The sequence below is a fragment of the Variovorax sp. 10L421 genome, assembly GCF_056395365.1.
Genome location: NZ_JBFTJJ010000003.1, coordinates 150,178 through 170,663, shown reverse-complemented (window position 1 = coordinate 170,663; position 20,486 = coordinate 150,178). Strand labels below are relative to the sequence as shown.

The following is a 20,486-nucleotide window of genomic DNA, read 5'->3' as shown; positions in this document are numbered from 1 at the left end:
GGAGACCAACGCGCGCCAAGGGGCGCCGACACAGCCGGAGGTGGCGCATATGCGGATTCTGATTGCCGAAGACGACCAGGTGCTGGCCGATGCCCTGCTGCGCAGCCTGCGCACCTCGGGCGCGGCGGTCGACCACGTGGCGAACGGCTCGCAGGCCGACACCGCCCTCATGACGCACGACGAATTCGACCTGCTGATCCTTGATCTCGGGCTGCCCAACCTGCACGGCATCGAGATCCTCAAGCGCCTGCGCGCGCGCGGCTCGCAGCTGCCGGTGCTGGTGCTCACGGCGGCCGACAGCGTGGAGGAACGCGTCAAGGGCCTGGACCACGGCGCCGACGACTACATGGCCAAGCCCTTCAGCCTGCAGGAACTCGAGGCGCGCGTACGCGCCCTCACCCGGCGCGGCATGGGCACCACCAGCAACACGATCCGCCACGGCCCGCTGGTCTACGACCAGGCCGGCCGCGTGGCGACCATCGACGGCAAGATGATCGAGCTGTCGGCACGCGAACTCGGCCTGCTCGAAGTGCTGCTGCAGCGCGCCGGCCGGCTGGTGAGCAAGGACCAGCTGGTCGACCGCCTGTGCGAATGGGGCGAGGAGGTGAGCCTCAACGCCATCGAGGTCTACATCCACCGCCTGCGCAAGAAGATCGAGAAGGGTCCCGTGCGCATCGCGACGGTGCGCGGGCTGGGCTACTGCCTCGAGAAGATCCAGCCCTGATGCTCCTTGCCAAGCGCGAAGCCTTGGGGCAAGCCCGGTGAAGCTTTTCCAGCGCGCGCAGCGCTCCCTGTTCGGCGAGATCCTCGACTGGATGCTCACGCCGCTTCTGCTGCTGGTGCCCGTGAGCATCGGCGTCACGTGGCTGGTGGCGCAGGGCATTGCCAACGCGCCCTTCGACCGCGCGCTCGAGCACAACGTGAAGGCCCTGGCCGAGCTGGTGACGGTGAAGGACGGGCACACGCAGTTCGCGCTGTCGCAGTCGGCGCGCGAGATCCTGCGGGCCGACGACACAGGCCACGTGTACTACCAGCTGTTCGACGGGCACGACACGCTGCTGAGCGGCGAGCGCGACATTCCGCTGCCCGGGCTCGACGAGCCGCTGCCGCCCGGCCAGGTGTTCCTGCACAACAGCGACGTGCACGGCAAGCCGGTGCGCGTGGCCTCCCTGTGGATCGCCAGCGGCGCCGAGGACGTGCCGCCCTCGCTGCTGCAGCTGGCCGAGACGCGCGAGAAGCAGTCGGTGCTCGCGGCCGAGATCATCAAGGGCGTGCTGCTGCCGCAGTTCGCGATCCTGCCGCTGGCGGTGTTGCTGATCTGGCTGGCGCTGGTGCGCGGCATCAAGCCGCTGTCGGTGGTGGAGGCGCGCATCCGCGAGCGGCGCCCGGGCGACCTGAGCCCGCTCGACGAATCGTCGGTGCCGCAGGAAGTGGTGCCGCTGGTGTCCTCGGTCAACGAGCTGCTGGACAAGCTCAACGATTCGATCGGCACGCAGAAGCGATTCCTGGCCGACGCGGCGCATCAGTTGAAAACGCCGCTGGCAGGCCTGCGCATGCAGGCCGACCTGGCGCAGCGCGAAGGCGCCAATGCCGACGAACTGAAGCAGTCGCTCAAGCAGATCGGCCGTGCGAGCAAGCGCGCCACGCACACCGTGAACCAGCTGCTGTCGCTGGCTCGCGCCGAGGGCAACAGCGCCAACGCGCACCACCAGCCCTGCGACCTGGCGCGGCTCACCATCGAGGTGGTGCGCGAGGCCGTGCCGCGCGCGATCGAGAAGCGCATCGACCTGGGCTACGACGGCGCCGAGGCCGGGGCGCCGGGCGTGGTGTTCGACGGCAACGCGACGCTGCTGAAGGAGCTGGTGCGCAACCTCGTCGACAACGCGATCAACTACACGCCCTCGACGCCGCAGCGCCCGGGACTGATCACCGTGCGCGTGCTGGCCGACCCCTTCGGCCACGTGCTGCTGCTGCAGGTGGAAGACAACGGCCCAGGCATCGCCGAGAGCGACCGCGAGCTGGTGTTCGAGCCCTTCTACCGCGTGCTCGGCAACGAGGCCGACGGCTCGGGGCTGGGGCTGCCGATCGTGCTGGAGATCGCGAACCAGCATCGCGCGCAGGTGAAGCTGGAGGATGCGCATCCCGGCAAGCAGCCGCCGGGCGCGCTGTTCACGGTGCGCTTCGAGAGCGAGACGCCCTCCTGACCCGCTGGATCAGGGCGTCGGCGCGCCGGTTCTGGCTTCCTTGCGGATCTGCAGCCATTCAGGATGGATCTGCCGCGCCACGCGCTGCGGCTCGCGTTCGCTGAGCGCGGCGGGCGCCAGGCCGAAGCCGGCGAGATCGCCGCGCGCCCACAGGAAATAGCCGGCGTTGGCAATCAGCAGAACGACGAGCAAAAGGCGCAGCTTCATGCGGATCAGAACCCCATGCCGCGAGGGCGCACGCTGACTTCGTCGCTGGAGACCAGTTGCAGGCCGGCGTCGGTGCGCACCTGCAGCTCGCCGCCCCAGGCCACGCCTTCGCACAGCCCGGCGGTGCCGTCGCTGAGCGCCACTTCGCGGCCGCGCAGCACGTCGCGTGCGGCAAAGCGCTCAGCGAACGGCGCGAAGCCCCTGGCCTCGAAGTCGAGCACGCTGCGCACCAGCGGCTCGGCCAGTTCGTGCAGCACCTCGGGCGCGGTGGCCTCGGGACGCCACTGGCGCAGCCAGGCCGGCGGCGTGCGCATGCCATCGGCTTCGCGCGCGCCGATGTTGATGCCGATGCCGATCACGAGGTAGCGCGACGCATCCGGCCGGCCGGTGGACGGCAGCGCGGTCTCGATGAGGATGCCGGCCAGCTTGCAGTCGCCGACCCACACGTCGTTGGGCCACTTGAGGCCGGTCTTGTGAACGCCCGAGGGGTCGAGGCTTTCGGCCACGGCAACGCCGACGGCCAGCGACAGGCCCGACCAGTCGGCCGGCGCGAGCGGCAGGCCGAGAGAGAAGGTCAGCGACGCGGGCTCTTCGTTCTGCTGCGCGCTCTGCCAGGGCCGCCCAAGGCGGCCGCGCCCCGCAGTCTGGCGCTCGGCCACGAGCAGCACGGGCTCGACACGGCCGCCGCGCGCGCGGCGCATCAGCTCGGTGTTGGTGGAATCGATTTCGGCCACGGCCTCGACGGCGAAGCCGGGCAGCAGCGGCGCAACCGCCGCGGCGATCCGGTCTTCGAACCAGTCGGCCGTTGTGCTGCTGCTCATGGTCAATCCTTGTCGGATTTGTCCTTCTTCGCGGATTTTTTCTCCGATTTCTTGCCGGCTTTTTTCTCGGCCTTCTTTTCAGCCTTCTTCGCTTCTTTTTTCTCGGCCTTTTTCTTTTCGGCCTTCCTGGCTTTCTTCTTCTTTTTCTTCTCGTCGTCCTTGGGCGTCAACAGCGTGCCGCGGCACTGCTCCGAGCCGCACCAGCAGGGAAATTCGGACAGGAGTTTCGGCGTGTACGGCTCGTCGATGATCAGGCCGTAGTCGTAATTGAGTTCTTCGCCCGCAGAGATGTTTCGCAGCGCCTTGATATAAACGCGCCCATCGACTTCGTCTGCTTCGCAATTCGGTTCGCACGAGTGATTGATCCAGCGCGCATCGTTGCCCTTGACGTTGCCGTCGATCACACGCCCGTCGTCGATGTGGAAGTAGAAGGTGTGGTTCGGCTGGGCCGGGTCGTGCGGATGGCGGCGCAGCGCCTCCTTCCAGCTGATGACCTCGCCCTTGTATTCGATCAGCGTCTCGCCTTCGGCCAGGTCCTGCACGGCGAAGACACCGTTGCCGTGGACATCCGAGCGCCGCATCTGGATGCGGCGGCCGCTGGGCCGCCCCGAGGCAAGCCGCGCCTCCCCCTCGGGGGGATGGGGGGCTTCCGTTTCGCGGCCGGCGGAAAGTGGGGATTTGGAAGGCATCGCCGAAGTCTGTTAGTTTGAATATGCACACATGCGCGTGTGCGCGTGTGCACACGCGGGAAGCCGCAGAGTATAGAGAGCCCTTAGATGACAAAGACTTTGGTAATCGCAGAAAAACCGTCGGTGGCACAGGACATCGTCCGCGCCCTCACGCCGGTGGCAGGGAAATTCGACAAGCACGACGAGCATTTCGAGAACGAAAGCTACGTCGTGACCAGCGCCGTGGGCCACCTGGTCGAGATCCAGGCGCCCGAGGAGTTCGACGTCAAGCGGGGCAAGTGGAGCTTTGCCAATCTCCCCGTGATCCCGCCGCACTTCGACCTGAAGCCGGTCGACAAGACCAAGACGCGCCTGAACGCCGTGGTCAAGCAGGCCAAGCGCAAGGACGTGACGCAGCTCATCAACGCCTGCGACGCGGGCCGCGAGGGCGAGCTGATCTTCCGCCTGATCGAGCAGTACGCCGGCGGCAAGTCGGGCCTGCACAAGCCGGTGAAACGGCTGTGGCTGCAGTCGATGACGCCGCAGGCGATCCGCGACGGCTTCGACGCGCTGCGCACCGAGAAGCAGATGCAGGGCCTGGCCGACGCCGCGCGTTCGCGCTCCGAGGCCGACTGGCTCGTGGGCATCAACGGCACGCGCGCCATGACGGCGTTCAATTCGCGCGACGGCGGCTTCTTCCTCACGACCGTGGGCCGCGTGCAGACGCCGACGCTTTCCGTCGTGGTGGAGCGCGAGGAGCAGATCCGCAAGTTCGTCTCGCGCGAGTACTGGGAAATCCACGGCAGCTTCGCGGCCGAGGCCGGCGACTACCCGGGCAAGTGGTTCAACCCCGACTGGAAGAAGGCCAACGCGCCGCTGCTGGCCAACGGCGAACCCGATCCCGAGCAGCGCGCCGACCGCGTGTGGAACGAGCAGGACGCCCGCGCCATCGCCGACGCCTCGCGCGGCAAGCCCGCCACGGTGACGGAAGAGAGCAAGCCCACCACGCAAGCCTCGCCGATGCTGTTCGACCTGACCTCGCTGCAGCGCGAGGCCAACGGCCGCTTCGGTTTCTCGGCCAAGACCACGCTGGCGCTGGCGCAGAGCCTGTACGAGCGCCACAAGGCGCTGACCTACCCGCGTACCGATTCGCGCGCGCTGCCGGAAGACTATCTGCCCGTCGTCAAGCAGACCATGGGCATGCTCGCCAACAGCGGCATGAAGCACCTGGCGCCGTTCGCCCAGCAGGCGGTCGACGGCAACTACGTGAAGCCCAACAAGCGCATCTTCGACAACGCCAAGGTGTCGGATCACTTTGCGATCATCCCGACGCTGCAGGCGCCCAGCGGCCTGAGCGATGCCGAGCAGAAGCTCTACGACTTCGTGGTGCGCCGTTTCATGTCGGTGTTCTTCCCGAGCGCCGAGTACCAGGTGACCACGCGCATCAGCACGGTGGAGCAGGGCGGCAGGAAGTACCCCTTCCGCACCGACGGCAAGGTGCTGGTGAAGCCGGGCTGGCTGGCCATCTACGGCAAGGAAGCCCAGGACGACGAGAAGGAAGACGACAAGGACGGCAAGCGCCTCGTGCCGGTGAAGCCGGGCGAGATCGTGAAGGCCGAGTCGGTCGACACCAAGGGCCTGAAGACGCGCCCGCCGGCGCGCTACTCCGAAGCCACGCTGCTCGGCGCGATGGAAGGCGCGGGCAAGACCATCGACGACGACGAACTGCGCGAGGCCATGCAGGAGAAGGGCCTGGGCACGCCAGCCACGCGCGCGGCCACCATCGAAGGCCTGATCACCGAGAAGTACATGCTGCGCGAAGGCCGCGAGCTGATCCCCACGGCCAAGGCCTTCCAGCTCATGACGCTGCTGCGCGGCCTGGGTGTGGAAGAACTCTCCAAGGCCGAGCTGACCGGCGAGTGGGAGTACAAGCTCGCGCAGATGGAAAAGGGCGCGCTGAGCCGCGATGCCTTCATGCGCGAGATCGCCGAGATGACGGAGCACATCGTCAAGAAGGCGAAAGAGTACGACCGCGACACCGTGCCGGGCGACTATGCGACCCTGCAGACGCCGTGCCCCAACTGCGGCGGCGTGGTGAAGGAAAACTACCGCCGCTACGGCTGCGTCGGCAAGAGCGGCACGGGCGAGGATGCCTGCGGCTTCTCCTTCGGCAAGTCGCCGGCCGGGCGCACCTTCGAGGTGGCCGAGGCCGAGGCGCTGCTGCACGACAAGCACATCGGCCCGCTGGAAGGCTTCCGCTCCAAGGCCGGCTGGCCCTTCACCTCCGAGATCATTCTCAAGTTCGACGAGGAGGCGAAGAACTGGAAGCTGGAGTTCGACTTCGGCGACGACAAGAACGGCGACACCGGCGAGATCGTCGACTTCAGCGAGCAGGACACCGTGGGCCCGTGCCCGGTGTGCGGCGCGCCGGTGTTCGAGCACGGCAGCAACTACGTCTGCGAGAAGTCGGTGCCGACGAATGCGCAGCCGACGCCCAGCTGCACCTTCAAGACCGGCAAGATCATCCTGCAGCAGCCGGTGGAGCGCGCGCAGATGGAAAAGCTGCTCGCCACCGGCAAGACCGACCTGCTCGACAAGTTCGTGAGCATGCGCACGCGCCGCGCCTTCAAGGCCTTCCTGACCTGGAACGCCGAAGAGGGCAAGGTGACCTTCGAGTTCGCGCCGCGCGAGGGCGGCAGCAAGTTCCCGCCGCGCAAGACCTTCGGCAAGGCCGCGCCCGCGGCCAAGAAGGCGGCGGCGAAGAAGACGCCCGCCGCGAAGAAGGCCCCGGCAGCGAAGAAGGCAGCCGCGCCGCGCAAGCCCGGCGCGGGCTTGAAGCCCAGCGACTCGCTGGCCGCGGTGATCGGCGCCGAACCGGTGGCGCGCACCGAGGTCATCAAGAAGCTGTGGGACTACATCAAGGCCAACGGACTGCAGGATGCGGCCAACAAGCGCGCGATCAACGCCGACGCCAAGCTCAAGCCGGTGTTCGGCAAGGACCAGGTGACGATGTTCGAGCTCGCGGGCATCGTCGGCAAGCATCTTTCGGCGCCCTGAGCCATGCGGCGCCGACATCTCGCCGCCGGCCTGGCTGCAGCGATGCTGCTGGGCACAGCCTGCCTCGCACAAGCCGCGGCCTGGCCTGACAAGCCCGTCAGGCTGATCGTGCCCTTCCCGCCGGGACAGGCCACCGATATCTTCGCCCGCGCGCTCGCCGAACAGCTCGGCAAACGGCTGGGCCAGCCGGTGATCGTCGACAACAAGGCCGGTGCCGGCAGCAACATCGGCACCGAGTTCGTGGTGCGCTCACAGCCCGACGGCTACACGCTGGTGGTGGCCGGCAGCGCGATGGCGGTGAACCAGACGCTCTATGCCAAGCCGGGCTTCGACCCGCGCAAGGACCTGGTCGGCATCTCGCTGATCGCCAAGGTGCCGCTGGTGTTCCTCGCCACGCCCGAGAGCGGCATCCGCACGCTGGCCGACCTCACGACGCGCGCCAAGGCCGAGCCGGGGCGGCTGAGCTACGCGAGCGCCGGCATCGGCGGCACGCAGCATCTCTCGGGCGAGATGTACAAGTCGGCGGCGCACGTGTTCATCACGCACATTCCGTACCGCGGCAGCGGACCCGCGCAGTCGGACTTCCTGGGCAACCAGATTCCGCTGATGGTCGACTCGGTGACGGCCGCGCTGCCGCACATCAAGTCGGGCAGGGCGGTGGCGCTGGCCGTGACCTCGGCCACACGCTCCTCGCAATTGCCCGACGTGCCCACCGTGCGCGAAAGCGGCGTGGCGGGCACGAAGAACTTCGAGGCCGTGGGCTGGCTCGGCCTGATGGCGCCGCGCGGCACGCCACCCGACATCGTCGAGCGGCTCAACCGCGAAGTCACGGACATCCTGAAGAGCGAGCAGATGGCGCGTTTCATCCGCGAGCGCGGTTCCGAGCCCGCGCCCACGACGCCGGCCGAGTTCGACCGCTTCGTGGCGAGCGAGATCGGCGTCTGGGGCGCGGCGGTGAAGGTCTCTGGCGCGAAGCCGGAGTAGCAACGCAACAAGGGCCGGGGCTGTTACAAGGCCAGCCGGGGCTGCGGCCTATAGTGGTCTGCAGTCCCACCCTTTCCTGGAGTTTTCCGTGAAGTCATTCATTGCAGCTGTGTTCGCCCTTGCGATGGGGGCCGTCCTGGCGGGCTGCGCCGGAACGGGCTCGGCCGGATCGTCGGGCTCCGCCGGTGCGTCGCCGGGCAGTGGTGTCACGGTGTTCGGCACCATCGATGCCGGCGTCAGCGGCAGCACGAACCGCTCCGACCGGCGCTAGGCCCGGCCGGCGGCCATCCTCCCGATCGCGTCAGCGCCGCAGCAGCGCCTGTCGCAACACTCGCGCCGCACGGTCGCGGATCTTGGCGGGGCCGGACCCCGGCGACGTCTTGGGCGCAACCCTGGCAGTCGCGCAGGCCCACAAGAAGTCATGCAGGATCGGCGTGTCGTCGACCGTCTCGGTGCTGCCGTACTTGTGGAACTCGGGATGCCACTGGGTCGCGGCGATGTAGCTGCGGCCCTTGTCGGACCGGCGGCGGATGGCCTCGGGCACGCGGTCGGGCAGGCTCCAGGCCTCGATCTCGAAGCCCGGTGCGAGCCCCTTGATGCCCTGGTGGTGGATGCTGTTGACGCGCGCCTTCTGCACCTGCGGAAAGAGCTTGGAAAGCCGCGTGCCCTGCACCAGCTCGATCTCGTGGAAGTTCTGGTCGTAGGTGACCGGGTCGCGGTGGCGCAGGCCGCCAGCGTGCTGGGCCTCGATGTCCTGGTAGAGCGTGCCGCCGAAGGCCACGTTGATGAGCTGCAGCCCGCGGCACACGCCGAAGATCGGCTTGCCGGCCTGCTCGAAGGCCTCGACCAGCGCGAGGTCGTAGAGGTCGCGGATCTGGTCGCCGATCCACGCATCCTTGAGCGGCACTTCGCCGTAGCTGCCGGGCCAGACGTCGGCACCGCCGTGCATCACGACACCGTCGAGCCACTCTGCGTAGTGTGAAAGCTTGGTGTCGCCGCGCGCGGTTTCGCCGGTGGGGCAGGGCACCATCACCACCATCGCGCCGGCGGACATGAGCCAATGCGCGATCGATTGCTCGACGTACTGCAGCGTCTTGTTGGTGAAGAGCGAGCGGGCCGGGTCGGCATGCGAGAAGCAGGCGGACAGGCCGATCTTGAGTCGGGCGGAAACAGGTTGTGTCATCGCGGGACTGTCGTCAGTGGGAACCGGACGATGGATGCGAAAAGGAAAGTCCATTTTGGCTCGTTGGCCTCTCGCACGGGGTCGGACGACACGCCAAGTATGCTTTCAACGCCGCCCCAACGAAGAAGGAAGACAAGCCGATGAAAACCATCAAGGGCCCCGCCATTTTTCTGGCCCAGTTCGCGGGGGACACCGCCCCGTTCGATACGCTCGACGGCATCGCCGGCTGGGCCGCCGGGCTGGGCTACAGGGGCGTGCAGATCCCGAGCTGGGACGCGCGCCTGTTCGACCTCCGGCGCGCCGCCGAGAGCAAGACCTACTGCGACGAGGTGAAGGGCACGCTGGCGAAGCATGGCCTGGAGATCACCGAACTCTCGACGCACCTCCAGGGCCAGCTGGTGGCGGTGCATCCGGCCTACGACGCGGGCTTCGACGGCTTCGCGGCGCCCGAGGTGCGCGGCGACCCGGTGCGGCGGCAGCAGTGGGCGGTCGAGCAGCTGCACTTCGCGGCCAAGGCCTCGGCCAACCTGGGCCTCACGGCGCACGCGACCTTCTCGGGCGCGCTGGCCTGGCCGTACCTGTATTCGTGGCCGCCACGCCCGCCGGGCCTCGTCGAGCAAGCCTTCGACGAACTCGCGCGCCGCTGGCGGCCGATCCTCGACGCCTTCGACGCCGTGGGCGTGGACGTGGGCTACGAGATCCACCCCGGCGAAGACCTGCACGACGGCGTGAGCTACGAGATGTTTTTGGAGCGCGTGAACAACCACCCGCGCGCCTGCCTGCTGTACGACCCGAGCCACTTCATGCTGCAGCAGCTCGATTACCTGGCCTACATCGACCACTACCACGAGCGCATCAAGATCTTCCACGTGAAGGACGCCGAGTTCAACCCGACCGGCAAACAGGGCGTGTACGGCGGCTTCCAGAGCTGGATCAACCGGGCCGGGCGCTTCCGCTCGCTGGGTGATGGGCAGGTGAACTTCAAGGCCATCTTCTCGAAGCTGGCGCAGTACGACTTTCCGGGCTGGGCGGTGCTGGAGTGGGAGTGCTGCATCAAGCACCCGGAAGACGGCGCGCGCGAGGGCGCGACGTTCATCGCCGACCACATCATCCAGGTGGCGGACCGGGCCTTCGACGACTTCGCGGCGGGCGGGGTGGACGTGGCGGCCAACAGGCGGACGCTCGGAATCGCCTGACCTGACCGTCAGAGCAACGCGACCAGCCGACGGATCGCGCCATCGATCTGCTGCTCGGCGATCAGCCCGTAGCCGAAGGCGAGGCCGTTGGACACGCCGGGCGCGTGCGGATCGAGCGCGAAACGCGAGAGCGGCGGCAGCGTGATGCCGGCCGCGGCGGCGCGCTCCACCACCGCATCGGCGCGCGTACCGCCGTGCAGCCGGGCCGACAGGTGCAGGCCGGCGTCCGAAGGAATCACTTCGAGCCGGCCCGCACCGTGGCGTGCCAGGGCCTCGAGCAATGCGGTGCGCCGCGCGCCGTAGAGCCTGCGCATCTTGCGGATGTGGCGCGCCAGGTGCCCTTCGGCGATGAAGGCGGCCAGCGCCTCCTGGCCCAGCACCGGGCCGTGCCAGTCGGCCAGTTCGCGCGCGCGCACCAGCGCCGCGCGGGCCCAGGGCGGCGCCACCACGAAGCCCAGCCGCAGCGCGGGGAACAGGCTCTTGGAAAAGGTGCCGATGTAGAAGACCGACTCGGCGCGGTCGAGCGTCTGCAGCGCATCGAGCGGGCGGCCGGCGAAGCGAAATTCGCCGTCGTAGTCGTCCTCGATGACGACCGCGTTGCGCGCCCGCGCGAAGGCCAACAGGGCGGCACGGCGCGGTGGCGACATCGCCACGCCGGTGGGGAATTGGTGCGAGGGGGTCACGCAGACCACGCGGGCCTCGGGCGGAATGCGGTCCACGCACATGCCTTCGTCATCGGTCGGCACGGTCACCACTTTCGCGCCAGCGGCCAGCATGGCTTCGCGCAGCGAGGGGTAGAACAGCTGCTCGACCGCGACCACCGTGCGCCCCGGCACGACGAGGATGCGCGCGAGCAGCCCGAAGGCCTGCTGCGCGCCGGCCGTGACCACGATGTCACCGGCGGTGCAGCCGACGGCGCGGGTGAACGACACGTGCTTCGCGATGGCCTCGCGCAGCGCGCCCTGGCCCTGCGGGTCGGCGTAGTCGGCGGTCTGGCGTGCGACGCGGCGCAGCGCGCGGTCGCTCAGGCGGCGCCAGATGTCGAAGGGAAAGACGCTCACGTCGGGCAGGCCGACGCGGAAGTCGTCGCGCGCTGGCGATGGCTGCAGCGTGGGTACGAGGTCGGCGCCCGGAAGAGTGAGTGGCACCAGGCGAGGGTCGCGCCGGGCTGGCGAGGCCTTGGTGGCGCGGCCGCGCCGGGAGGCCGGCAGCGTGTCGGCCACGTAGGTGCCGGCGCCGGGGCGCGCCAGCAGGTAGCCCTCGCTCAGCAGCAGGTCGTAGGCCGCGAGCATGGTGTTGCGCGACACGCCCAGGCGCTGCGCCAGCGCGCGCGTGGCGGGCAGGCGCGCGCCGGGCTGCAGCCGGCCGTCGAGGATGGCGCCGCGCAGCTGGCGGTGCACCTCACGCAGCAGTTCGCGCGAGCCGGCGCCCGGCAGGTGGATGGCGAGTTCGAAAAGTGGCTCCATAAACTTCGTTAATTGTGGTTCTTTTGAAGGGCCAATTGCAAACGTACTCTGGAAGCCTCGAACACAGCTTCAACGGAGTCCCTCATGAACGGCACCGATCTCCCGACCTCGCAACCGCCTGAACGCCTGCCCCTGAGCCTGGGTTGGCTCGCACTGGGGGCCTTCGCCATCGGCACCGAAAGCTTCATGGTCGCGGGACTGCTGCCGGTGCTGGCGGCCGACCTGCAGGTCAGTGCCGCACGGGCCGGGCAGTTGGTGCTGCTGTTCGCGCTGAGCTATGCGATCGGCTCGCCGGTGATGGCGGCGCTGCTGGCGCGCTTCGGTCGCCGGCCGCTGCTGATTGCCAGCCTCGCGGCCTTCTCGGCGCTGACGCTGGCGGCATCGATGGCGCACGGCTTTGCGCAGCTGGCATTCGCGAGGGTCGCGCTGGGGCTGGTGGCCGGCGTGTTCCTGCCGACCGCGAGCGCGGTGGCGGCCGCCATGGTGTCGCCCGCGCTGCGCGGCCGAGCGCTGGCCATCGTGACCGGCGGCGGCACAGTGGCAGTGGCGCTGGGCGTGCCGCTGGGTGCGTGGATCTCCGGCTGGGGCGGCTGGCGCACGGCCTACCTGCTGATCGCGGCTGCGGCGGCGCTTGCCACCTTGGGCCTCGCCCTCGGGCTGCCGCGCACGCTGGCGCAGGCCCCGGCGGCTGCAAAGCGCGCGCCGGCCTTTGCCGTGGCCCGCGAGCCGGGCGTGCTGCCGGCGTTGCTGATCAGCATGCTGTGGGCCACGGGCGGCTTCAGCTTCTACACCTACATTGCACTGTTCCTCTCGGAGACGCTGGGCTTCGGCGCCGAAGGCGCTAGCGCGGTGTTCTTCGCCATCGGCGTGGCGGCAGCCATCGGCACCGCGGCCGGCGGCTGGGCCACCGACCGCTTCGGCGCCGATCGCATGGCGCAGGGCTTCGCGCTGATGCTGGTGCTGATCCTTGGTGGGCTCTCGTTCTCGGCGCAGATGCTGCCGCGCGGTTTGGCACTGCCGCTGATCGTGGGGCTGTCGGCGCTGTGGGGCTTCGCGGGCTGGGGGTTCGGCCCGGCGCAGGCGGTGCGGCTGATCCGGCTGGCGCCGGAGCGCGCGCCGATGACGCTGTCGCTCAACGCATCGGCGATCTACCTCGGCATTGCGACCGGTTCGGCACTGGGCGGCATGGCGATCGAACTGGCCGGCGTCGGCGCGGTGGGCTGGGTGGGGGCGGCCTGCCAGTTCACAGGGCTGATGCTGCTGTTGCGCGCGCCGCGCGCGGCCCGCAGCGCCTCGTCAAACTATGTTTTTGATAGCAAATAGTGCTTGAACAACGGCCCTTCGGGGCCTTTTTCATGAGATCGTTGTTTTAAAGACAAGCAACTGTCATGCCCTGCAAGCTATAATGTCGGGTTCGTTTCGATACCACGACGAAGAATTTCGTCAATACCGCCGGCTGACCTGCACTGTCCCTTGGATTCTTCAGGCCTCTCACTCCCAAGCCGGCTTTTACAGTGTGTTGGAGCGCCAGACCGGGCGCCCATGATTGCCACCACTGCCTTCGTTCCTGTTGAAGCGAATAGCGCGTCCGCCGCGCCATTCCGGCCGGCCCACGCCCGTTTTCAATTATTTTTCAGGCACTTCGCGCTTTGCATCTGCGCGCTGTGCCAAGGCTTCATGGACATCATTCAACACAGTATCGCGGTGGGCAAGTACCTTGTTTCCCCGCTCATCCGACATCAGGACGACGGCAAGTACGCCGCTTCGGTCTCGATCCGCTCCGGCCGCGGCAGCGGCATGCACGACCGCGTGATGCGCTTCACGCCGCGCTTTGCCAGCCACGCCGCCGCCGTCGGCTACGCCATCGACCAGGGCCTCGGCTGGGTGCGCGAACGCGCCCCCCAGGTTTCGAAGACGGCCCCTCTCGCGCTTCCGTGCGCGGGCTGAAACAATTACGCCCAATTCCATCTCCAACAAACATCGAACGAGTCAGAGGTAACCACATATGCCCAAGGAAGAACTGATCGAAATGAACGGCGCAGTGACCGAAGTCCTGCCCGACTCGCGCTACCGCGTCACGCTGGACAACGGCCATCAGCTGATCGCCTACAGCGGCGGCAAGATGCGCAAGCACCACATCCGCATCCTGGCGGGTGACAAGGTGTCGCTCGAACTCTCGCCCTACGACCTGACCAAGGGCCGTATCACCTTCCGTCACCTGGAACGCCGCGGCCCGCCGCCGACCACCGGCGGCAACAACTCCCCCCGCCGCTGATCCGCAACCGACGAAAGGCCTTGCGGTGCCCGCGAAGGGCGCCGGCAAGGCTTTTGTTTTTTGCACTTCCCGGCTGCTGAACGATGACCACACCCAACCCCACAGCCGGCGGCACCCCAGCCGACAACGGCTTTGCCTCACTGGCGCTCTCGCCCCAGATGCTGGCCAACCTCACCCAGCTCGGTTACACGCAGATGACGGCCATCCAGGCCGCCGCGCTGCCGCCGGCGCTGCTCGGCAAGGACCTGATCGCGCAGGCCAAGACCGGCAGCGGCAAGACCGCCGCCTTTGCGCTGGCGCTGCTTTCCAACCTGAACCCGCGCCGCTTCGCCATCCAGGCGATGGTGCTGTGCCCGACGCGCGAGCTGGCCGACCAGGTCACGACCGAAATCCGTCGCCTGGCGCGTGCCGAAGAAAACATCAAGGTCGTCACGCTCTGCGGCGGCGTTGCGCTGCGTGGGCAGATCGCCAGCCTGGAGCACGGCGCGCACATCGTCGTCGGCACGCCCGGCCGCATCATGGACCACCTCGAGCGCGAGAACCTCAACCTCGAGGCGCTCAACACGCTGGTGCTCGACGAGGCCGACCGCATGCTGGACATGGGCTTCTTCGACGACATCGTGACGGTGGCGCGCCAGTGCCCTTCGGCCCGCCAGACGCTGCTGTTCTCGGCCACGTACCCCGAAGGCATCGCCAAGCTCGCGCAGCAGTTCATGAAGAGCCCCGAGCAGATCACGGTGCAGGCGCAGCATGAAGGCAGCAAGATCCGCCAGCGCTGGTACCAGGTGAAGGACAGCGAGCGGCTGCACACCGTGAGCCTGCTGCTCGACCATTTCCGCCCCGTCAGCACGCTGGCCTTCTGCAACACCAAGCAGCAGTGCCGCGACCTCGTCGAGGTGCTGCAGGCCCAGGGCTTCAGCGCGTTGGCGCTGTTCGGCGAGCTGGAGCAGCGCGAGCGCGACCAGGTGCTGGTGCAGTTCGCCAACCGCAGCTGCTCGGTGCTGGTTGCCACCGACGTGGCGGCGCGCGGACTCGACATCTCGCACCTCGAAGCCGTGATCAACGTCGACGTGACGCCCGATTCCGAAATCCACATTCACCGCGTCGGCCGCACCGGCCGCGTGGGCCAGCAGGGCGGCTCGGAAGGCCTGGCGCTGAACCTGGCCAGCATGAACGAGATGGGCTTCGTCGGAAAGATCGAGCAGCTGCAGGGCCGCGAATCCGAATGGCACGAACTGGCCGAGCTCACGCCGGGCAAGGGCGAGCCGCTGAAGCCGCCGATGGCCACGCTGCAGATCGTGGGCGGGCGCAAGGAAAAGATCCGCGCCGGCGACGTCCTGGGCGCGCTGACCGGCGACTGCGGCTATGCCAAGGACCAGGTCGGCAAGATCAACGTCAACGAGTTCTCGACCTATGTGGCGGTCGACCGCGCCATCGCCGAAGAAGCCGCGCGCAAGCTGTCGGCCGGCCGCGTGAAGGGCAAGTCGGTCAAGGTACGGCTGCTGGAGCAGTAGCCGCCGCACCGGCCTGCGGCGAGGTCGGTGCCAGCGGCGCATCGAGCGCCGGGGCCGCGCCTGCAGGCGCCTCCTGCCGCGCCAGCTTCGCGGCCAGCCGGAACGCCACGATCACCGCCAGCAGGCCGAAGATCGACGAGCCCACGGCCTGCCCGATCAGCACGCCTGCCGCACCGTAGCGCGAGCCCCACCACGCGAACGGAATCGTGCCCAGCGTGGCGCGCCCCCAGTTGAATGCGGTCGACAGCAGCGGATGCCCGAGGTTGTTGAAGGAGGCGTTCGCCACGAACAGCCCGCCCGCGAAGAAGAAGCTCGCGGCCGTCCAGCTGCAGAAGAGCGAGATCAGCTCGGCCGCCTGCCCGTCGGCCGAGAACGCGCGGATCAGCACGCCCTGCCCAAGCGCCAGCACCAGCCACGCCACGGCCACCGACGCCATCATGAACAACAGGCTGTCGCGCAGCCCTTCCTGCACGCGACGGAACTGCCCCGCGCCCAGGTTCTGCGCGAGGATCGGCCCGACCGCGCCGCTGAGCGCATAGACCAATCCGAAGGCCACCGGCGTCAGCCGGTCGATGGTGGCCGCGCCCGCCACCGCCGAGGGCCCGAACTGCGCGACCGAATGCGTGACGAAGGCCGCGCCCACCGGCGTGGCGAGGTTGGTCAGCACCGCCGGCGCGGCCACCTTGCCGAGCGCGCGCGCATCGCCGCCCAGTCGCGACGGCTCGAAGCGCCCGAGCATGCGGTGCCTCACCGTCACGCCGTGCAGCCCGATGGCCGCGAGCACGATGCGCGAGACTACCGCGCTGATGGCGGCACCGTCGAGTTCCAGGCCGAAGCCGAAGATCAGGATCGGGTCGAGCACCGCCGTCACGAAGGCGCCGCCGAGCGTCACCGTCATCGAGCGGCGCGCATCGCCGATGGAACGCAGCAGCGCCGAAGTCGCCATGCCGATGCCCAGCAGCGGCAGCGTGTGCACCGTCACCGAGAGGTAGCGATGCGCGAGCCGCGCCGTCTCGCCCTGGGCGCCCAGGGCCTGCAGCGCGGGATGCAGGAAGAACGCCGTGCCGGTGCCCGCTACCGCCGACACCGCCGTCATCAGCACCAGGCTCGATGTGGCGATGCGGCGCGCGTCCTCGCCACGGCCGGCCCCCACGGTGCGCGACACCACTGCCGCGATGCCGATGGTCAGCCCGATGCACAGCGACGCATGGAAGAAGCCCATCACGCCCGCGAAACCGACCGCCGCGGCAATCTCCTTCTCCCCAAGCAGCGAGATATAGAACAGGTTGATGAGGTCGACCGCGAACACCGCGATCAGCCCGATGGCCCCCGTGCCCGCCATCACGCAGACATGGCGCATCAACGACCCCGAAACGAAGCGCGCGCGCTCGACACCACCCGCCGTTGCGGTTATTGGCATATGAAATTCCCGATGTGGCCTAATTGCAGGTTCGAACATCACTTTTACCCGAGCTTTTCATGCCCAAGACATTCCGTACCGAAGCCGAACGCGTTGCCACCCCCAAGCCGACGCCGATGCCCGGCTACACCGTGCCTCGCTCCGGTGGCGGCCAGAAGGTCAGCCTCGAACGCGGCACCGCAACGCGCAGCAAGAAGAACCCTGGCAAGCGCGCCAAGAAGGGCGGCTGATCCGGCCCCCGCTGGCTCCCCGGAGCCACGACGAACGCGCCCACGGGCGCGTTTTGTCGTTGGGGCAGCTATAAGGCAGCGATGTCCGACGACAACCAGATCCTCATCCCGCCCTCGTTCTTCGCGGTCTACACCGACGCGCGCCAGCGCCTGAGCGAACCGATCGGCCTGGTGCGCGAGCGCTACGAGATGTGCGAAGACCTCGCCAGCCACCTTGTGGGCCACGCGCAGATCCAGCACCACACCGAGGTGCCGGTCGAAAGCGAGATCCTGCGGCGCATCCACGCCGGGCTCGCCGCGCCCGAATCGGGCGTGTCGGCGGCCGAGGCCACGTGGATCGTGCAGCGCCTGGCCGAGCTGCTGGGCTGGGAAAGCCCCGAGCGGGCCGACGACTGACGCCACGCGCGCCGTCGCACGGTGGCTCCGGGCACTCAATGCCCTGAAAAGCGTTCCTCAAGGAAATCCACGAAGACACGCGTCTTCGCCGGCAGGTGGCGCGAGGGGTAGACGGCATAGACCGGCGTCCTGTCCGCCTCCCAGTCTTCGAGCACGGCCTGCAGGCGGCCGCAGGCCAGCTCGGCCTCGACGTAGATGCGCGGGATCAGGCTCAGGCCGAAGCCCGCGAGCAGCGCGTCACGCACGGCGATGCTGGAGCTGACCTTGTAGCGCCCGTCGATGGCCACGGCCACGCTGCGGCCGGCGCGGTTGAAGGTCCACTTGTTCGCGTGGCCCGAGAGCGTGAACTGCACGCACTCGTGGGCCTTCAGGTCTTCGGGCTGTGCGGGGCGGCCGAAGGCGGCGAAGTAGCCGGGCGCGCCGCACAGCACATGGTCCATGGTCATGAGCCGGCGCGCGACGAGGCTCGAATCCTCCAGCCGGTCGCTGCCGCGGATGGCCAGGTCGTAGCCCTCGCCGATGATGTCCGAGCGGCTGTCCTGCAGGTTCAGCTCGAGCCGCAGGTTCGGGTAGCGCTTCATGAATTCGGGAATGGCCGGCGACAGCGAGGTGAGCGCAAAAGTCAGCGGCGCGCTCACGCGCAGCACACCGCCGGGGCTGCTGCCCATGGGCGCAAGGGCGGCATCGGCCTCGGTGAGTTCGTCGAGGATGCGTGATAAGCGCTCGAAGTACGCAGCGCCCGCTTCTGTCAGGCTCATCTGCCGCGTGGTGCGGTTGATGAGCCGCACCTTCAAATGCGCCTCCAGCTCCGCGATGTTCTTGCTGATGGCCGCCGCCGACAGCCCCATTTGCCGCGCGGCGCCGGCGAAGCTGCCCGTGGCGGCGGTGGTGCGAAAGACCTTGAGGGCCGTGAGATGGTCCATGCTGAATTGACGACTGATGGTAAAGAATCAATTCATTATTCTGGCATTCACAACCCATGGTCAATTCACTAGATTCGACCCATGACAAGCCGCACCACCGACCTCCTGCTCACCGCGACCGCGCCCGCGATCTGGGGCAGCACCTACGTCGTCACGACCGAGCTGCTGCCGCCGAACTACCCGCTGACGGTCGCCCTGCTGCGCGCGCTGCCCGCCGGCCTGCTGTTGCTGCTGATCGTGCGCAAGCTGCCCGAGCGCGCGTGGTGGGGGCGCATCTTCATCCTCGGCGCACTGAATTTCTCGATCCTCTGGGCGATGCTGTTCCTGGCGGCATACCGGCTGCCGGGCGGCGTCGCGGCCACCATCACTTCGGTGCAGCCGCTGCTCGTGGTGTTCCTGGCCAGCGTCTTCCTGGGCTCACCGATGCGCGCGCTGTCGGTCGCGGCGGCGGTGGTCGGCATCGGTGGGGTCGCACTGCTGGTGCTCACGCCGAATGCGGCGCTCGATGCCATCGGCATTGCCGCGGCCGTTGCCGCCGCGGTGTCGATGGCCTTCGGCACGGTGCTGAGCCGGCGCTGGCAGCCACCGGTGTCGGCACTCACCTTCACCGCGTGGCAGCTCACCGCGGGCGGCCTGCTGCTGTTGCCGGTGGCGCTGCTGCTGGAGCCGCCTCTGCCCGCGCTGACGGCGCAGAACTGGATCGGCTTCGGCTGGCTCGGCCTCGTGGGCGCCGCGCTGACCTACATCGTGTGGTTCCGCGGCGTGGCGCGGCTGGAGCCCTCGGCGATCGCGCCGCTGGCTTTCCTGAGCCCCGTGACGGCGGTGATCCTGGGCTGGGCGCTGCTGGAGCAGGCGTTGTCGGCGTGGCAGGTGACGGGGATCGGCATCGTCATTGCGAGCATCTGGCTCAGCCAGCGCGGGGCTCAGCCTGTGGTGCGGGCCGTGCCGGCCGCGCGTCAGGCCGGCTGAGCCGAGGGCGAAGTCGCGCGCTTCAGCAGGCTCAGGTAGCCGGGCTGCACTTCCATGCGCGCGATGGCGCCCTGCCGCTGCAGCAGGCGATGCGCCTTCGGCAAGGCCCAGCAAGGCAGGTTGGTGAACATGTGGTGCTCGCAGTGGTAGTTGACCCAGTAGGGCGCCACCAGGATGCGTTCGAGCCAGCCGGCGTGCGTGGTGCGGGCCTGACGCAGCGGATCGGCCTCGTTCTGCGCGACCAGCGCGTGCTCGGCGATGTTGCGCACGCGGCTCACGAGCGGCAGCCACGTCGCCATGGGCAGCAGCCACATCAGCAGCCATGCCCACCAGCAGCCGGCGAGCGCGAAGGCCAGAAATCCGAGGCTGTTGGCAATGAGAAAACGCCTGTCTTTCGCAAGCTCCCGGCCAAGCACCTCGAGCACTGACTCGCCCGGCCCGCGCTTGCGGATGCCTTCGGCAACATGCCCGAAGCGCTGCTTGTAGAAGGTCTGCCCGCTCAGGTCGCGCACCACCTTGCGCCACATCGACGCGCGCGTGATCGGGAAGGGCGCCGACAGCACGAGGTCCGGATCTTCGGTCTGCTGCACGAAGCGGTGGTGCTGCAGGTGGTACGGACGGTAGTCGCGCAGCGTCGACGAGCACAGCCAATGGCCCACCCAGTCGTTGACCTTGCGATTGCGGTGCAGCCCCGCGTGCGCCGCGTCATGCATGAGGATGAACAGCCCCAGCTGCCGCGCGCCCACTACCGGCACCACGAGCAGAAGGGTCCATGGCCACACGATGCCCGCGAGCATGGCTGCGCCGATCACGGCCCAGCAATGCAGCACCAGCCACAGGCCCTTCCACGACGAACGCGCAGTGAGCGACTGCCATTCTTCGGCGGTGAAGAACTCTTCGGGTTGGGCGCGGGGGGCGGCGGCCATGCGGGCCAGTATGCGCCGCCGGCCCGGGCAAGGCACGCGGAATTCCC

Annotated in this window: 21 protein-coding genes; 13 read left to right on the top strand and 8 right to left on the bottom strand. The window is 68.5% G+C overall.

Annotation, left to right across the window (positions count from 1 at the left end; all coding sequences use genetic code 11):
• Positions 1–49 precede the first annotated feature (49 nt).
• Both AC1DFC_RS07085 and AC1DFC_RS07080 read left to right on the top strand, forming a co-directional pair.
• Positions 50–724 carry a response regulator transcription factor gene (locus tag AC1DFC_RS07085; RefSeq protein ID WP_007828698.1) on the top strand — a complete coding sequence of 225 codons (675 nt, stop codon included), beginning with the start codon at positions 50–52 and terminating at the stop codon, positions 722–724.
• 37 nt (positions 725–761) lie between these two features.
• Positions 762–2,204 carry a sensor histidine kinase gene (locus AC1DFC_RS07080; protein WP_007828696.1) on the top strand — a complete coding sequence of 481 codons (1,443 nt, stop codon included), beginning with the start codon at positions 762–764 and terminating at the stop codon, positions 2,202–2,204.
• Positions 2,205–2,213: 9 nt separating this feature from the next.
• Here AC1DFC_RS07080 and AC1DFC_RS07075 read toward each other — a convergent pair whose 3' ends face one another.
• Genes AC1DFC_RS07075 through AC1DFC_RS07065 form a run of 3 tightly spaced genes read right to left on the bottom strand, consistent with a single transcriptional unit; the run spans position 2,214 to position 3,921 of the window.
• Entirely contained in the window at positions 2,214–2,411 is a 198-nt protein-coding gene (locus tag AC1DFC_RS07075; RefSeq protein ID WP_007828694.1) for a hypothetical protein, read from the bottom strand.
• Between the two features lie 5 nt (positions 2,412–2,416).
• On the bottom strand, positions 2,417–3,232 hold the full coding sequence (locus AC1DFC_RS07070) for a biotin--[acetyl-CoA-carboxylase] ligase (RefSeq protein WP_007828692.1): 816 nt from the start codon (positions 3,230–3,232) through the stop codon (positions 2,417–2,419).
• Positions 3,233–3,234: 2 nt separating this feature from the next.
• Positions 3,235–3,921 (bottom strand): SET domain-containing protein, encoded by a 687-nt coding sequence (locus tag AC1DFC_RS07065; protein ID WP_413332557.1) that lies wholly within the window; start codon positions 3,919–3,921, stop codon positions 3,235–3,237.
• Between the two features lie 87 nt (positions 3,922–4,008).
• Here AC1DFC_RS07065 and AC1DFC_RS07060 point away from each other — a divergent pair, with 87 nt between their 5' ends.
• From AC1DFC_RS07060 to AC1DFC_RS07050, 3 genes are all read left to right on the top strand, one after another.
• On the top strand, positions 4,009–6,957 hold the full coding sequence (locus AC1DFC_RS07060) for a DNA topoisomerase III (RefSeq protein WP_478178880.1): 2,949 nt from the start codon (positions 4,009–4,011) through the stop codon (positions 6,955–6,957).
• A 3-nt stretch (positions 6,958–6,960) separates the two neighbouring features.
• A complete protein-coding gene (locus AC1DFC_RS07055; protein WP_478178879.1) occupies positions 6,961–7,941 on the top strand; it encodes a tripartite tricarboxylate transporter substrate binding protein in 981 nt (326 codons plus the stop codon).
• A gap of 88 nt (positions 7,942–8,029) precedes the next feature.
• On the top strand, positions 8,030–8,212 hold the full coding sequence (locus tag AC1DFC_RS07050) for a hypothetical protein (RefSeq protein ID WP_007828680.1): 183 nt from the start codon (positions 8,030–8,032) through the stop codon (positions 8,210–8,212).
• Between the two features lie 30 nt (positions 8,213–8,242).
• On the opposite strand, the gene AC1DFC_RS07045 is transcribed toward AC1DFC_RS07050, so the two are convergent.
• Positions 8,243–9,124, bottom strand: a complete 882-nt coding sequence (locus AC1DFC_RS07045) for a gamma-glutamyl-gamma-aminobutyrate hydrolase family protein (protein WP_042672665.1) — start codon at positions 9,122–9,124, stop codon at positions 8,243–8,245.
• Positions 9,125–9,264: 140 nt separating this feature from the next.
• Between AC1DFC_RS07045 and AC1DFC_RS07040 the strand changes: the two genes are divergently transcribed.
• Positions 9,265–10,320, top strand: coding sequence for a sugar phosphate isomerase/epimerase family protein (locus tag AC1DFC_RS07040; protein ID WP_413332563.1), 1,056 nt, complete (start codon positions 9,265–9,267; stop codon positions 10,318–10,320).
• 8 nt (positions 10,321–10,328) lie between these two features.
• On the opposite strand, the gene pdxR is transcribed toward AC1DFC_RS07040, so the two are convergent.
• Positions 10,329–11,786 (bottom strand): MocR-like pyridoxine biosynthesis transcription factor PdxR, encoded by a 1,458-nt coding sequence (pdxR, locus tag AC1DFC_RS07035; protein WP_413332565.1) that lies wholly within the window; start codon positions 11,784–11,786, stop codon positions 10,329–10,331.
• 84 nt (positions 11,787–11,870) lie between these two features.
• On the opposite strand from pdxR, the gene AC1DFC_RS07030 reads away from it, so the two are divergent.
• The 4 genes from AC1DFC_RS07030 (at position 11,871) to dbpA (ending at position 15,575) form a co-directional block, all read left to right on the top strand.
• On the top strand, positions 11,871–13,109 hold the full coding sequence (locus AC1DFC_RS07030) for an MFS transporter (RefSeq protein ID WP_413332567.1): 1,239 nt from the start codon (positions 11,871–11,873) through the stop codon (positions 13,107–13,109).
• Between the two features lie 354 nt (positions 13,110–13,463).
• Entirely contained in the window at positions 13,464–13,733 is a 270-nt protein-coding gene (locus AC1DFC_RS07025; RefSeq protein ID WP_007828654.1) for a hypothetical protein, read from the top strand.
• A 58-nt stretch (positions 13,734–13,791) separates the two neighbouring features.
• The gene (infA, locus tag AC1DFC_RS07020) at positions 13,792–14,061 is read left to right on the top strand and encodes a translation initiation factor IF-1 (RefSeq protein ID WP_007828652.1); all 270 of its coding nucleotides are present in this window, start codon (positions 13,792–13,794) and stop codon (positions 14,059–14,061) included.
• A gap of 83 nt (positions 14,062–14,144) precedes the next feature.
• Positions 14,145–15,575, top strand: coding sequence for an ATP-dependent RNA helicase DbpA (gene dbpA / locus AC1DFC_RS07015; RefSeq protein WP_056593233.1), 1,431 nt, complete (start codon positions 14,145–14,147; stop codon positions 15,573–15,575).
• On the opposite strand, the gene AC1DFC_RS07010 is transcribed toward dbpA, so the two are convergent.
• A complete protein-coding gene (locus AC1DFC_RS07010; protein ID WP_478178878.1) occupies positions 15,550–16,995 on the bottom strand; it encodes an MATE family efflux transporter in 1,446 nt (481 codons plus the stop codon). The two genes, dbpA and AC1DFC_RS07010, sit on opposite strands and share 26 nt — an antisense overlap.
• 59 nt (positions 16,996–17,054) lie before the next feature.
• On the opposite strand from AC1DFC_RS07010, the gene AC1DFC_RS07005 reads away from it, so the two are divergent.
• The gene (locus AC1DFC_RS07005; RefSeq protein ID WP_007828646.1) at positions 17,055–17,225 is read left to right on the top strand and encodes a hypothetical protein; all 171 of its coding nucleotides are present in this window, start codon (positions 17,055–17,057) and stop codon (positions 17,223–17,225) included.
• Between the two features lie 81 nt (positions 17,226–17,306).
• Positions 17,307–17,621, top strand: a complete 315-nt coding sequence (locus AC1DFC_RS07000; protein WP_007828645.1) for a hypothetical protein — start codon at positions 17,307–17,309, stop codon at positions 17,619–17,621.
• A 35-nt stretch (positions 17,622–17,656) separates the two neighbouring features.
• On the opposite strand, the gene AC1DFC_RS06995 is transcribed toward AC1DFC_RS07000, so the two are convergent.
• Positions 17,657–18,544, bottom strand: a complete 888-nt coding sequence (locus tag AC1DFC_RS06995; protein ID WP_478178877.1) for a LysR substrate-binding domain-containing protein — start codon at positions 18,542–18,544, stop codon at positions 17,657–17,659.
• An 81-nt stretch (positions 18,545–18,625) separates the two neighbouring features.
• On the opposite strand from AC1DFC_RS06995, the gene AC1DFC_RS06990 reads away from it, so the two are divergent.
• Positions 18,626–19,513 (top strand): EamA family transporter, encoded by an 888-nt coding sequence (locus AC1DFC_RS06990; RefSeq protein WP_478178876.1) that lies wholly within the window; start codon positions 18,626–18,628, stop codon positions 19,511–19,513.
• Here AC1DFC_RS06990 and AC1DFC_RS06985 read toward each other — a convergent pair.
• On the bottom strand, positions 19,501–20,439 hold the full coding sequence (locus tag AC1DFC_RS06985; RefSeq protein ID WP_478178875.1) for a fatty acid desaturase family protein: 939 nt from the start codon (positions 20,437–20,439) through the stop codon (positions 19,501–19,503). The two genes, AC1DFC_RS06990 and AC1DFC_RS06985, sit on opposite strands and share 13 nt — an antisense overlap.
• Between the last annotated feature and the right edge of the window lie 47 nt (positions 20,440–20,486).